Origin of the sequence: Plantactinospora sp. CA-294935, assembly GCF_050936445.1 — a bacterium.
Lineage (GTDB): Bacteria > Actinomycetota > Actinomycetes > Mycobacteriales > Micromonosporaceae > Plantactinospora.
The window spans coordinates 4190490-4202947 of sequence record NZ_JBNJMU010000001.1; the positions used below are offsets into that span (position 1 = coordinate 4190490).

12 protein-coding genes are annotated in these 12458 nt (G+C 74.4%); 8 read left to right on the plus strand and 4 right to left on the minus strand.

Annotated elements, in window-relative coordinates:
* Positions 1-30: 30 nt before the first annotated feature.
* Complete coding sequence (locus ACQEVC_RS18735; RefSeq protein WP_346261138.1) at positions 31-240, minus strand: hypothetical protein; 210 nt, start codon at positions 238-240, stop codon at positions 31-33.
* Positions 241-296: 56 nt separating this feature from the next.
* Complete coding sequence (locus tag ACQEVC_RS18740; protein WP_432879104.1) at positions 297-620, minus strand: zinc ribbon domain-containing protein; 324 nt, start codon at positions 618-620, stop codon at positions 297-299.
* 184 nt (positions 621-804) lie between these two features.
* On the opposite strand from ACQEVC_RS18740, the gene ACQEVC_RS18745 reads away from it, so the two are divergent.
* From ACQEVC_RS18745 to ACQEVC_RS18755, 3 genes are all read left to right on the plus strand, one after another.
* Complete coding sequence (locus tag ACQEVC_RS18745) at positions 805-1323, plus strand: GAF domain-containing protein (RefSeq protein ID WP_432879106.1); 519 nt, start codon at positions 805-807, stop codon at positions 1321-1323.
* Between the two features lie 136 nt (positions 1324-1459).
* On the plus strand, positions 1460-4984 hold the full coding sequence (locus ACQEVC_RS18750; protein WP_432891529.1) for an SNF2-related protein: 3525 nt from the start codon (positions 1460-1462) through the stop codon (positions 4982-4984).
* Between the two features lie 67 nt (positions 4985-5051).
* Positions 5052-6020 carry an SWIM zinc finger family protein gene (locus ACQEVC_RS18755; RefSeq protein WP_432879109.1) on the plus strand — a complete coding sequence of 323 codons (969 nt, stop codon included), beginning with the start codon at positions 5052-5054 and terminating at the stop codon, positions 6018-6020.
* 118 nt (positions 6021-6138) lie between these two features.
* Here ACQEVC_RS18755 and ACQEVC_RS18760 read toward each other — a convergent pair whose 3' ends face one another.
* The gene (locus tag ACQEVC_RS18760) at positions 6139-6393 is read right to left on the minus strand and encodes a DUF3040 domain-containing protein (protein ID WP_346261133.1); all 255 of its coding nucleotides are present in this window, start codon (positions 6391-6393) and stop codon (positions 6139-6141) included.
* A gap of 318 nt (positions 6394-6711) precedes the next feature.
* Positions 6712-7392: a bifunctional DNA primase/polymerase gene (locus ACQEVC_RS18765; RefSeq protein ID WP_432879114.1), complete on the minus strand. Its 681-nt coding sequence runs from the start codon at positions 7390-7392 to the stop codon at positions 6712-6714.
* A 238-nt stretch (positions 7393-7630) separates the two neighbouring features.
* Between ACQEVC_RS18765 and ACQEVC_RS18770 the strand changes: the two genes are divergently transcribed.
* The 5 genes from ACQEVC_RS18770 to ACQEVC_RS18790 all read left to right on the plus strand — a co-directional run bounded on the left by ACQEVC_RS18770 (position 7631) and on the right by ACQEVC_RS18790 (position 12426).
* Positions 7631-8863 (plus strand): helix-turn-helix domain-containing protein, encoded by a 1233-nt coding sequence (locus ACQEVC_RS18770; protein ID WP_318394237.1) that lies wholly within the window; start codon positions 7631-7633, stop codon positions 8861-8863.
* Between the two features lie 22 nt (positions 8864-8885).
* On the plus strand, positions 8886-9455 hold the full coding sequence (locus tag ACQEVC_RS18775; protein WP_432879116.1) for a flavoprotein: 570 nt from the start codon (positions 8886-8888) through the stop codon (positions 9453-9455).
* Positions 9456-9583: 128 nt separating this feature from the next.
* Positions 9584-10477: a Nif3-like dinuclear metal center hexameric protein gene (locus ACQEVC_RS18780; RefSeq protein ID WP_432879118.1), complete on the plus strand. Its 894-nt coding sequence runs from the start codon at positions 9584-9586 to the stop codon at positions 10475-10477.
* The gene (locus ACQEVC_RS18785) at positions 10474-11214 is read left to right on the plus strand and encodes a zinc ribbon domain-containing protein (protein WP_432879121.1); all 741 of its coding nucleotides are present in this window, start codon (positions 10474-10476) and stop codon (positions 11212-11214) included. Before ACQEVC_RS18780 ends, ACQEVC_RS18785 begins: the two co-directional genes overlap by 4 nt.
* A 54-nt stretch (positions 11215-11268) precedes the next feature.
* Positions 11269-12426 (plus strand): bifunctional RNase H/acid phosphatase, encoded by a 1158-nt coding sequence (locus ACQEVC_RS18790; protein WP_432891531.1) that lies wholly within the window; start codon positions 11269-11271, stop codon positions 12424-12426.
* Positions 12427-12458 lie beyond the last annotated feature (32 nt).

Below are 12458 nucleotides of genomic sequence, written 5' to 3' on the forward strand. Positions count from 1 at the left end.
ACCGTCCTCGGCCGCCGGGCCGGAAGCGGCTCAGGACGGGGCCGGCCCGCGCCACCGGTACAGCCAGGGCGGCCCCTCGCCGACTACCGCCTCCAGCTCGTAGATCTCGGCCCGGGCGAGTCCGCCGTCGATCAGGTGGTGGTGGGTGAGCGGCGGACGGCCGTGCACGTCGAGGTCGACGATCACGCTGCCGCCGTCACCCACGCCGCCGACCAGCGGGATCTCCGTGGTGGCCTCCATGTGGTCATCCTGCCGCCGGAGCCGGCCCGGCGCAGCGGATCGGCGTACCCGGCCGGTCACCGCCACTGGTAGTGCAGATCGGCGATTCGCACCCCGATACTGACCCGGGCCAGTACGGCGGTCAGCAGCGCCTGTCGCCGGTCCTGCGGCACGTCCCGGGCCGCGTCCCCGTACCTCGCCGCGACGTGCGCCCAGACGGCCTGCTCGGCCTGCTCGGCCGGGATCCAGGGGCGGGGGCACTGCCGCCGGGGGCAGCCGTAGTAGCGGCGCCCGCTCGACGAGAAGGACGGGATCAGCAGTTCGTCGCAGGGCCCGCAGGAGATCAGCCCGCGTAGCAGGTAGCGCCCTGGCGTGGCCCGCTTCACGATGGGGAAGTCCATGGTCACCGCCTCGCTCGTGATGCCGACGCATCCATGCCTGTCGTCATCTTCTCCGTTAGTACGGCTCGCGGGGCGGAACTGTTCGATTCGTGACTGGGGTAAGGCCGAAAATCACCAGGAACTCCCGCCCGGGCGGTCGCGGATATTCGCTCTGCCAGGGCGGTCGAGCCCATACTCTGCCGGAATGACGCCAGACGAACTGATCGCGGTCGTCGGCTCCCTCGCCGACGGAGATGGCGGCACCGGTGCGGGTGGACCCGACAGGATCACCGGTACGGCGGTCGCCGACGACGACACAGGGCGCCGGAGTGCCCAGATCGCCGCCGCTCTCCGGAGCCAGACGGGGCACCGGTGGGTCGGGGTCTACCGGGTGACCGGGACCGAGGTGCGGATCCTCGGCTACTCCGGACCGGGTGAGCCGGCGTACCCGACGTTTCCCCCGGCCAGCGGGCTGACCGGCACGGCCGTGGCGACCGGCCGCAGCGTGCTGGTCGACGACGTGACCGCCGACCCGCGCTACCTCACCGTGTTCGGCACCACCCGCTCCGAGCTGGTCGTGCCGGTGCTGCACCCACGGACCGGTGTCGTACTCGGCACGCTCGACCTGGAGAGCGAGCACCTCGCCGCGTTCGGCGAGGCCGAGCGGGAACTCCTGGAGCGGTGCGCGGCGGCCATCACCCCGCTGTACGGCGTCGACCGCTAGCCGGATGCCGGCGCGGGCCCGCCCGCCGTGCCGGGCGGGGTGCTAGAAAGGGATCCGCCCGCTGACCCCACGGCCGAGAAGGGACCTGTGCGTGCTGGTCGTCCACGCCCTGTGGCTGGCCGGTGGTCGGCTCGCGGTGTGGGGGGAGGACTCCACACTGCCTGTCCGGCCGCCGCGCCGGCCCGGCCGCCCGCCCCGGCACCGGCCGCACCCGTTCGCGGCGGGACATGCCGGGCTGGCCGGTACGCTCGGCGAACTCGCCGCGAAGGCGACCACCGGCAGTGCCCTGCTCGCCCTGCCCACCCGGGCCGGCGCACCCGTCGACTCGGCCGAGCTGGTCCGGACCGAGCCGGTCGAGTCGGGCCGCGGCCCGGTCGACCTGGCGCCGTGGCGGGTGCCGGTGCTGGAGTACGACGCCGACCACGCGCTGCCGGTGCTGCTCGCCTTCGGTGAGGGCGAGCCGCTCGGCGGTCGGGAGGCGCCCGCCGGCCGGGCGCGGCCCACCCGCCGGCGCGCGCCCGCCGGCCCAACCACCGCCCCAGCGCAGTCTGCCGGCCAGGAACCGTCTGTCGGCCAGGAGCCCGACGGATCGGGCCCGGCGGTCCGGGGCGCGTCGCTGCGCCACCTCGCCGGGCTGGCCGAGTTCGCGGTCGAGCTGGTGCGGCGGGGCCGGACCCTGCCCGGCCTCTCTATGCCGACCACGCCCGGAGGTGCTGCCACCCGCGCGGATGACAGCTCGGCCCGCCCCGGCACGGCGGCCAGCCCCCGCAGTCCACGCGGCTCCGATCGCCCCGGCCGCTCCGATCGCTCGGCCGGCTCGGCCCGGGCGGTGTGGCGGCCGCTGCTGACCGGGGCCGATGCCGGCTGGGCCCGCGCGTTGACCATGGCACTGCCGCCGGCGGCCCGCGCCGCGCTCGACCCGCCCGCGCCCGGGGCCACCGCACCGGACGACACCAGCGGGCCGGCAACCACCCGACCGGAGGGCGGCACCGGATCGGGAGCGGTCCCGCCCGGCGACGCTCCCGGTCCGAGCGGCTCGGCGGCGGCCACCGTCGTGGATGCCCTGGACGCGCTCACCGACGCCGCCGCCCGGACGGCCCTGGAGGGGGTACGGCTGATCGGGGCCGGTCGGGCCGGCGCCGCCGGCGCCGCCGTACGGGCCTGGCTCCGGGCGCTGACCGGGCGGCAGCGGGATTTCACCGCGGCTCCGGAGGCACTGGCCGGACTGGACGGCGAACTGCGCGCCTGGCAGCGGGATGCCGCCGGTAGCCCGGTACGGGCCTGCTTCCGGCTCGTCGAGCCGCCCGCGCCGGTCGAAATCGACGTGGCACCGACCGAGGCGGACGAGCCGACCGGGCTGACCGAGGCGGGCGAGCACACCGAGGCGGCCGGAATGACCGGGCTGACCGAGGCGGGCGAGCGCACCGAGGCCGCCGGGCTGACCGAGGCGGAGGGGCTGACGGGGCTGGCCGGGGCGGACGGGGCGGCGCAGCGCTGGCGGGTGGAGTTCGCGCTCCAGGCGGCCGACGAGCCGAGCCTGGTGGTCGGGGCGGACCGGATCTGGTCGGCCCGGGGCGACCTGCGGGCGCTGGCCCGGCACCTGGCCGCCCCGCAGGAGACCCTGCTGACCGAGCTGGGCCGGGCGAGCCGGCTCTGGCCGGAGTTGAACGACGCGCTGCGTACGGCCGCGCCGGAGGCGTTGGAGCTGGACACCGGGGGAGCACACCGGTTCCTCCGGGACGGCGCGCCGGTGCTGCACGCCGCCGGGTTCGGGGTGCTGCTTCCCTCCTGGTGGCAGCGGCCGGGTGCCCGGCTCGGTGCCCGGTTGCAGGCCAAGACCCGTACCGCGCCGGGGACGGTCGCCTCGCGCAGCGCGCTGGGCATGGAGGCGCTGGTCGACTACCGGTGGGAGCTGGCCCTCGGCGACCAGCCGCTTTCCGCCGCCGAGCTGCGGGCGCTGGCCAAACTGAAGACACCGCTGGTCCGGCTGCGTGGCCAGTGGGTGGAACTGGACGCGAAGCGGCTCGCCGCCGGGCTCAAGCTGCTCCGCGCGGGTGGCGAGCTGACCGTCGGGGACCTGCTCCGGCTGGGACTGGCCGCGCAGGACGATCCGGAGGCGCTGCCGGTGCTCGGGGTCAGCGCCGACGGCCCGCTCGGGGACCTGCTCGCCGGGCAGGCCGAGCGGCACCTCACGCTCCGGGACGCGCCGGAGTCGTTCCGGGGCACGCTGCGGCCGTACCAGCAGCGCGGGCTGGCCTGGTTGGCCTTTCTCCAGTCGCTCGGCCTCGGCGGCATCCTCGCCGACGACATGGGGCTGGGCAAGACCATCATGATGCTCGCGCTGCTCGCCGGTGACCCGCCGGAAGCCGGTCCGACCCTGCTGGTCTGCCCGATGTCGCTGGTCGGCAACTGGCAGCGCGAGGCGGCCCGGTTCGCCCCGGAGCTGCGGGTACACGTACACCATGGCGCGGAACGGCCGCGCGGGGCGAAGTTCGCCGCGGCAGTGCGGGAGGCGGATCTGGTGCTCACCACCTACTCGCTGGCGGCCCGGGACGCCGCCGCGCTGGCCGAGGTGGACTGGCACCGGGTCGTGGTGGACGAGGCGCAGTCGATCAAGAATGCCGCGACCCGGCAGGCCGCCGCGGTCCGGTCGCTGCCCGCCCGGCACCGGGTGGCGGTCACCGGTACGCCGGTGGAGAACCGCCTCGCCGACCTCTGGTCGATCATGGAGTTCGCCAACCCCGGCCTGCTCGGCGCCGCGACCGCCTTCAAGAAGCGGTACGCCGAACCGATCGAGCGGCACGGCGACGACGACGCGGCGGCCCGGCTGCGCCGGATCACCGGCCCCTTCGTGCTGCGCCGGGTGAAGACCGACCGGTCGATCATCACCGACCTGCCGGAGAAGCTGGAGATGGAGGTGCTCTGCAACCTCACCCGGGAGCAGGCGTCGCTCTACCAGGCGGTGGTCGACGACATGATGGCCAAGATCGAGTCGAGCGACGGCATCGAGCGGCGCGGGCTGGTGCTGGCCACCATGACCCGGCTCAAACAGGTCTGCAACCACCCCGCCCAGGTGCTCCGGGACGGCTCGGCGCTGCCCGGCCGCTCCGGCAAGCTCGCCCGGCTCGAGGAGATCCTGGACGAGGTACTCGCGGCCGGCGAGAAGGCACTGATCTTCAGCCAGTACGCCGAGTTCGGCGGGATGCTCCGGGCCCACCTCGCCGCCCGGTTCGGCCGCGAGGTGCTCTATCTGCACGGCGGCGTCGACAAGGCGGACCGGGACGCGATGGTGGCCCGGTTCCAGGATTCCGCCGGGGACGGGGCGGCCGGCCCGGCCCTCTTCGTCCTCTCCCTCAAGGCCGGCGGGACCGGGCTGACCCTGACCGCCGCCAACCACGTCATCCACGTCGACCGGTGGTGGAACCCGGCGGTCGAGGACCAGGCCACCGACCGGGCGTTCCGGATCGGTCAACGCCGCGCCGTGCAGGTACGCAAGTTCGTCTGCGCCGGCACCGTGGAGGAGAAGGTGGCCGCGATGATCGCCGAGAAGCGAGGGCTGGCCGCGCGGATCGTCGGCAGCGGCGAGCAGTGGCTCACCGAGCTGTCCACCTCGGAACTGCGCCAGCTCTTCGCCCTGGAGAGCGGGGCGGTGGTGGAATGAGCGGGCGAATCAGCACGCTCGGCGTGCCCGAGCCCCGGGGCGGCGCGGAGCGGGGCGGGATGCCGGCATGACCGACTTCCGCGAGTACAGCCGTCCGCGAAAGGTCGACGGCGGGCTGCGGGCGCGTACCGCCCGGGGGGCGATCGGGCGGTCGTGGTGGTCCCGCCGCTTCCTCGACGTACTCGAGTCCTTCGCGCTGGGTACCCGGCTCACCCGGGGCCGCTCGTACGCCCGCGCCGGGCAGGTGGTCTCGCTCGACGTGGCACCGGGCAGGGTGACCGCCGTGGTGCAGGGCTCCCGGCCGGAGCCGTACCAGGTGTCGATCCGGTTCCGGCCGTTGGCCGAGCGGGTCTGGACCAGGCTGGAGACGCTGCTCGCCGCGCAGGCGCTGTTCAGCGCGCGGCTGCTGGCCGGCGACGTACCGCCGGAGCTGGAGGCGGTCTTCGCCGAGGCGGGTGCGCCGCTCTTCCCGGCCGGCGTCGGCGAGCTGACGCAGCGCTGCGACTGCCCCGACTTCGCCGTGCCGTGCAAACACCTGGCCGCGACCTTCTACCTGCTCGCCGAGGCGTTCGACGCGGATCCGTTCCAACTGCTGCACTGGCGGGGGCGGGACCGCGAACGGTTACTCGCCCGGCTGCGGGCGCTGCGCGGCGCCGACGCCGGTGGCGGGGGCGCCGGGCGGGACGCCGGCCCGGGACGTGGCCGCCGGTCGGCCGGTCGGCGACGGGCGCGTACCGGTGCGTCCGACTCCGACGATGCCGTGCTGCCGGTGCCGGTCGGCCCCGACCCGGTCGATCCGCCGCCGGTCGGTGCCGGGCTGGCCCTCGCCGACCTGCCCGCCGAACCGCTGACCGGAATGCTCGACCGGTTCTGGGTCGCCCCGGTGCCGCTGCCGGCCCGCGCACCCACCCTGGCGACCGAACCGGAGCTGGTGCTGCGCCAGCTCGGTCCGCCGGGTGCGGCGATCGGCGGCCCCGGTCTGACCGAGCGGCTCCGCCGCGCCTACACGCGGTTCGGCGACGGCGACCCGGACTGAACGAGCCGCACACCGCACCGGGCCGACCACACCGGCCCGGGCCCGTGCCGCCCGACCGCCTGTCGACCGGCTGTTCACCTCGGCCGGCCACCGCCGGAGACGCCCCGCCGTCGCCGGGTCACCGGGTCCGCCGGGCCTGCCACATCAACAGCGTGGCCGCGACCAGGACCGCCGGGGCGATCGCGACGGCCAGCCAGCCGCCGAGTACGACCAGGGCCGGCACGGTGGCCCAGAGTACGAAGGTCAACACGAGTATCAGCCGAGCGCGCCGCAGTTTGCCCCGGTCGCCCAGCCGGGCGACGAACTCGGGATCGGTTATCCGGAGCTGGTGCGTGATCTCGTCAAACCGGCGCTGATCCTCTTTGCTGAGCATGGCGTGGGCCCTTTCCTCAGGCGTCAACCAGTCCGGCGCCGGATTACCCGGTCCGGGGCCGCTCTCACGCTGCTCGTGCCCCTGCTACCGGCCCCGCGCGTCGCTCCGGACCGCCAACGCGGTTGCCGTCCGGCTCGGTCCCGTGCTGAGCCGGACGCGGGCTTTCGACCTGTCGACACGCCGGCGTCCCTCGCGGCCGGATTCGCCCGGCGGATGCCTTCTGGTGTCTCCGGGGCGGCCCGTCGCCCGGTGGGCGGTCCGGACGGCGGGACGGGTGTTCCGGGTTCAGGTGCGGTCGGGAACCCGACGACCCGGGCGTCAGTAACCCCGGCGCGGGGTGGGCAGGCGTGCCGGGAAGAGCGGCTCGGGCAGGGCCGGTGCGACGGCCTCCAGCGCCTCGACGATCAGCTCCTGGACGCCGTACGGGTCGGCCAGGCGCCAGCGGGTCTCCTCCGGGGACACCACCCAGCGCACCGTTCCCTCCGGCAGCCGGGTCGGCGGGGCCGGAATCCACGAGCCGCCGCCGTGCCGGACCACGTAGAGGCTGTGCTCCAGTTCGGGCCGGAGCGGCTCGCCGGGGCGTACCAGGAACATCCACCGGCCGCCCGGCGTGACCGCGACCGGCCCGCGGACCTGGCCGGAGACGCTGCCGAACAGCCGGGGCCGGGCCTGTTCCAGCGCGTACCGCCCGAGGTAGGCCGGGACCTCCAGCACGTCGAAGGCGCGGCCGGTGGCCAGCAGGATCGAGTGCGGGCGGAGCCGCCACCAGGTGGCGACCCGGGCCGGGTCGGCGGTGGCGCTCTGCTCCCACTGCTCCAGCGCCGGGTGGCAGCCGGTGGTCGGGCAGCCGGCCCGGCCACAGACGAACCGGTGCCGGGCCAGACAGGCGCCGGGGGTGACCTGCCAGCCGTGCGCGGCGTAGCGGACCGCGATCCGGCGCAGCCGGACCCGGTCGAGCTGGGCGAAACGGACCGAACGTGGACGGACTTTCTCCCACATTTCTGCGAACCCCCTACATTTATCGATCTCGGCCAGCTACGCAGGTCGAAGCCCGTCACTGGCGTCTGACGCGGTCGTTTGTCCGGGCAGACAGCCGCAAGTTGCATCGAAAGCTACGAGCGGCCGTCTCCGGAGTGACGTACATGCTGTGCGACCAGCACAGACGTGAGTCGCACCCCGTTTTCGCACCGGCGCGGGCCCCCTGACCGGACCGCCGACGCAGAAAGGAGGGCCGGACGTGGACGAACTGCCGATCGGGCGTCGCGTCGCCTACTGGCGCGGTCGCCGCAAAATGTCGCAGCAGGTCTTCGCCGATCGGCTCGGAAAGTCGAAGAGCTGGGTGGACAAGGTCGAGCGGGGCGTACGCCGACTGGACAAGTTCTCGGTGCTGTACGAGATCGCCGACGTACTCCAGCTCGATGCCCAACTTCTGCTCGGCAAGGCGCCGGAGCGCCGGGCCGACGGGCTCACCTGTATCGACGAGGTGGAGGTCGAGGAGATCCGCTCCGCCCTGGAGCGGTACGACTCGATGAGTTCGTTCTTCACCACCACGCCGCAGCCGCCCTCGCTGGCCGAGATGACCAAGTCGGTGAACCACGCCTGGCTGACGTACCAGTACGCCCGGTACGGCGTGCTGACCCGGGCGCTGCCGAAACTGCTCCGGGACGCCCAGGCGCTGGACAGCGTGACCGGCGGTGACGACGCCGGCAAGGCGGCCCACCTGCTCGGGCAGGTCTACCAGATCGCTTCGTCGGCGCTGCGCAAACTCGGCGAGTACGAGCTGGCCTGGCTCGCCGCGGACCGGTCGATGGCGGTCTCCCAGCGGGCCGACGACCCGCTGCTGGCCGGGGTGGCCACCTACCGGGTCGGCAATGCCCTGCTGGCGCTCGGCCGGGCCCGGCCGGCGCTGGAGGTGAACGTGAGCGTCGCCAACCGCCTCGCGCCGGGCGGCAGCAACGAGGCCGGGCCGGACCGGCTCTCCGTCTACGGGATGCTGCTGTTGCAGGGGGCGATGGCGGCTGCCCGGATGGGCGACAACAACACGGTCAAGGACCTGGTCAACGAGGCCGAGGGGGCGGCCGACCGGCTCGGCAGCGACCAGAACCACTACTGGACCAGCTTCGGCCCGACCAACCTGGAGCTGCACCGCGCGGCGGCGGCGGTGGAGTTGGGCGAGGGTGGGAACGCGGTGCACACCCACGAGCGGCGGATCATGCGGCGGGAGGGGTTCAACGCGCTGCTGCCGGAGCGGCGGGCGCACCACATGCTGGACCTGGCCCGCGGGTTCGCCCAGATCGGCGACCTGGACCGGGCGGGCGAGGCGCTGGTCGACGGCGACCGGCTGGCCCCGTCCGAGATCCGCTGCCGGCCGATCGCGCACGAGGTGATGTCGAACGTGTTGCGTCGCACACGGGGTGCGCCGCCCGCGCCGATTGCGGAGTTGGCTGAGCAGATGGGAGTAGCCGTATGACGGCGGTACAGGGGAGCGTCCGGTGACGGAGTCGACCGGCTCACGGGTGCTGTACGTGCTCGCCTGCGGTTCGCCGCTGGCCCGGCACGTCGGCCGGCTGGTGACCTGCGCGCAGCGCGACGGCTGGGACGTCTGCGTGGTGCTGACCCCGGACGGGACGAAGTTCGTCGACGTACCGGCGTTGAGCCGGCAGACCGGGCATCCGGTGCGGTCGACGTACAAGAACCCCGGTGATCCGGACGTGCTGCCCGACGCGGATGCCATGATCGTCGCTCCGGCAACGGTGAACACGATCAACAAGTGGGCTGCCGGGATAGCCGACACCCTCGCCCTCGGGTTGCTGGTCGAGGGACTCGGCAAGGGACTGCCGATCGTGGCGATGCCGTTCACCAACGCCGCGATGGCGGCCCACCCGGCCTTCCTGACCAGCCTCGCCCGGCTGCGGGACTGGGACGTCACGGTGCTCTTCGGCGACCACGTCGTGCCACTGCACCCGCCGGGCACCGGGGAGCGCTACCTGGAGAGGTTCCCCTGGGAGATGGCAGTGACCGCGCTGCGAGCCAGGCTCTCGGTCAGCGGCCAGCTCGGCTGAGCCCGGCAGGGTCCGGCCCGGCCTCCACCCGACCGGTGGGGGTGGGAGGCGGTGCCGTGGCATGTCCGGCGGTGCCGGGAGCGACGGTCGGCGCCGCGGCCGGCCGGACGCCGGTAAGCTGGGCCGCCGTGGGTGCATCCGGATCTCCGGCCGTCAGCGTGGCCGACGTCGTGGCAGCGCTGGACCAGCGTTATCCGCCGGTTTGGGCCGAAGGGTGGGACCCGGTGGGCCTGGTGGTCGGTGAGTCGTCCGCACCGGTACGCCGGGTCTGCTGCGTCGTGGACGTGGTGCCGGAGACCGTCGCCGAGGCGCTCGGGTACGGCGCCGACCTGATCGTCGCGCACCATCCGCTGCTGCTGCGCGGGGTCTCGTCGGTGGCCGCGACGACGTACAAGGGCCGGATCGTGCACCAGTTGATCAAGAACGACGTGGCCCTGTACGTGGCGCACACCAATGCCGATGTCGCCAACCCGGGGGTCTCCGACGCGCTCGCCGCCCGGCTCGGCCTGACCGACCTGCGCCCGCTGCGCCCGGCCGACCCCTCTGGTCCGGCAGCCGGCCAGGGGCGGGGCTTCGGGCGGATCGGCCGGCTGCCGGAGCCGACGACGCTGGCCGAGTTCACCGGGTACGCGGCCCGGGCGCTCCCGCCGACCGCCTGGGGCGTACGCGCCGCCGGCGACCCCGGGCGGACGATCTCGACCGTCGCGGTCAGCGGCGGTGCCGGCGACTCCTTCCTCGGCGACGCCCTCCGGGCCGGTGTCGACGCCTTCCTCACCGCCGACCTGCGGCACCATCCGGTCAGCGAATATCTCGCCGAGCAGGGGCCGGCGCTGCTGGACGCCGCGCACTGGGCGACCGAGCGGCCCTGGCTCGACGAACTCGCCGCACACCTGCGCGAGCAGTTGGGCGTCGAGACCCTGGTGTCCGATCTGGACACCGATCCGTGGACGGTGCAGGCGGCGTCTCCGGTACCACCCGTGCTAACCCCCGCATCCTCCGTGGACAAGGAGTCCCTCCGATGAAGGCCGACCCGAAAGACCAGCGTCGCCTGCTCGACCTGCAGGCGATCGACACCGGGCTCGCCCAGCTCGCCCACCGGCGCCGTACGCTGCCGGAGCACGCCGAGCTGGAGGCGCTGGCCCGGGAGCTGTCCGCGCTGGAGGACGAGCGGGTCCGGGCCCAGGTGGCGGTGGACGACCTGGACCGGGACATCGCCCGGCTGGAGCGGGACGTCGAGCAGGTGCGGATCCGCAAGGACCGTGACCAGGCCCGGTTGACCGTCGGCTCGGGGCCGGCCCGCGAGCTGGAGGCGTTGCAGCACGAACTGGCCTCGCTCAACCGCCGGCAGACCGAGCTGGAGGACGCCGAGCTGGAGCTGATGGAGCAGCGGGAGACCGCACAGGGCGTACTCGACGGGATCGAGCAGCGGTTGGCGGCGGCCCGGGAGCGGCGCGCGCAGACCGAGCAGCGGCGGGACCAGGCCCTTGCCGAGATCGGCAAGGAGGAGGAGTTCAAGGCCGGCTCGCGGCAGCCACTCGCGGCCGACCTCCCGGCCGACCTGCTGGCGCTCTACGACAAGATCCGGGAGACGTCGGGCGGGCTCGGCGCGGCCCTGGTCGCGGGTGGGCGCTGCGGCGGCTGCCGGCTGGAGCTCTACGGTGCGGACCGGGCCCGGATCAAGGCCGCCGCCCCGGACGAGGTGGTGCGCTGCGAGGAGTGCCGCCGCATCATGGTGCGTACCGCCGAGTCCGGGCTGTGACCCGGGTCGGTGGCGGGATCGGGGGGTGGACCCGTGCCGGGTCGTAAGGTCGTGATGGAGGCGGACGGCGGCGCCCGGGGCAATCCCGGCCCGGCCGGTTACGGCGCGGTGGTCCGGGACGCCGGCAGCGGCGAGGTGCTGGCCGAGCGTTCCGAGTCGATCGGCGTCGCCACCAACAACGTCGCGGAATACCGTGGCCTGATCGCCGGGCTGGAGGCCGCCCGCGAGGTGGGCGCCTCCGGGGTCGAGGTGCGGATGGACTCCAAGCTGGTGGTCGAGCAGATGGCGGGCCGCTGGCAGATCAAGAACCCGGGGCTGCGTCCGCTCGCCGCGCAGGCGGCCGGGCTGGTCCGGAAGTTCGACTCGGTGGCGTACACCTGGATTCCCCGGGAGCGCAACCGGCATGCGGACGCGCTGGCGAACGCGGCGATGGACCTGGCCGCCGGCAAGGTGCCGGAGGCCGCCCGGAACAGCGCGGCCGAGCCGGCGGCCGCGCCGCCATCCGGCGCGACGGGGCGGGCGGAGGCGCACGAGGTCGCCGCGCAGGGGTCGACGGCGAAGAGTTCCTGGGAGCCGCGCCCGGCGGAGACCGCCACCCGGCTGCTGCTGCTCCGGCACGGCGAGACGGAGTACACCGCGCGTGGCCGCTACTCGGGCCGGGGTGACGTGTCGCTCTCCGACCGGGGCCTGGCCCAGGCCGGCGCGACGGCCCGGCGGGTGGCCGGGCTGGTCGACTCGGTCGCGGCCGTGGTCAGCTCGCCCCTGTCCCGGTGTACGTCGATGGCCGGCATCGTCGCCGGTGGGCTCGGCGGGGTTCCGGTGGTGGTCGAGCCGGATCTGATCGAGTGCGACTTCGGCGAGTGGGAGGGACGCACCTTCGCCGAGGTGCGCGAACGCTGGCCCGCCGAGCTGGACGCCTGGCTGGCATCGCCGGCCGTGGCTCCGCCCGGCGGGGAGTCCTTCGTCGAGGTCGGCACCAGGGTCAGCCGGGCGATGGCCAAGTTGTTGGCCGGTTACCCGGGGGAGACCGTGGTGGTGGTCTCGCACGTCTCGCCGGTGAAGATCGCGCTCCGCGACGCGCTCGCCGCGACCGACGCCTTCCTGCACCGGCTCTATCTCGACCCGGCCGGCCTGTCCCTGTTGGACATCTGGCCGGACGGCGGCATGGCGGTACGGACCGTCAACGACACCGCCCACCTGACCGGCATCTGACCGTGATCCGGCCCGGTCCGACCGCAGTCGGC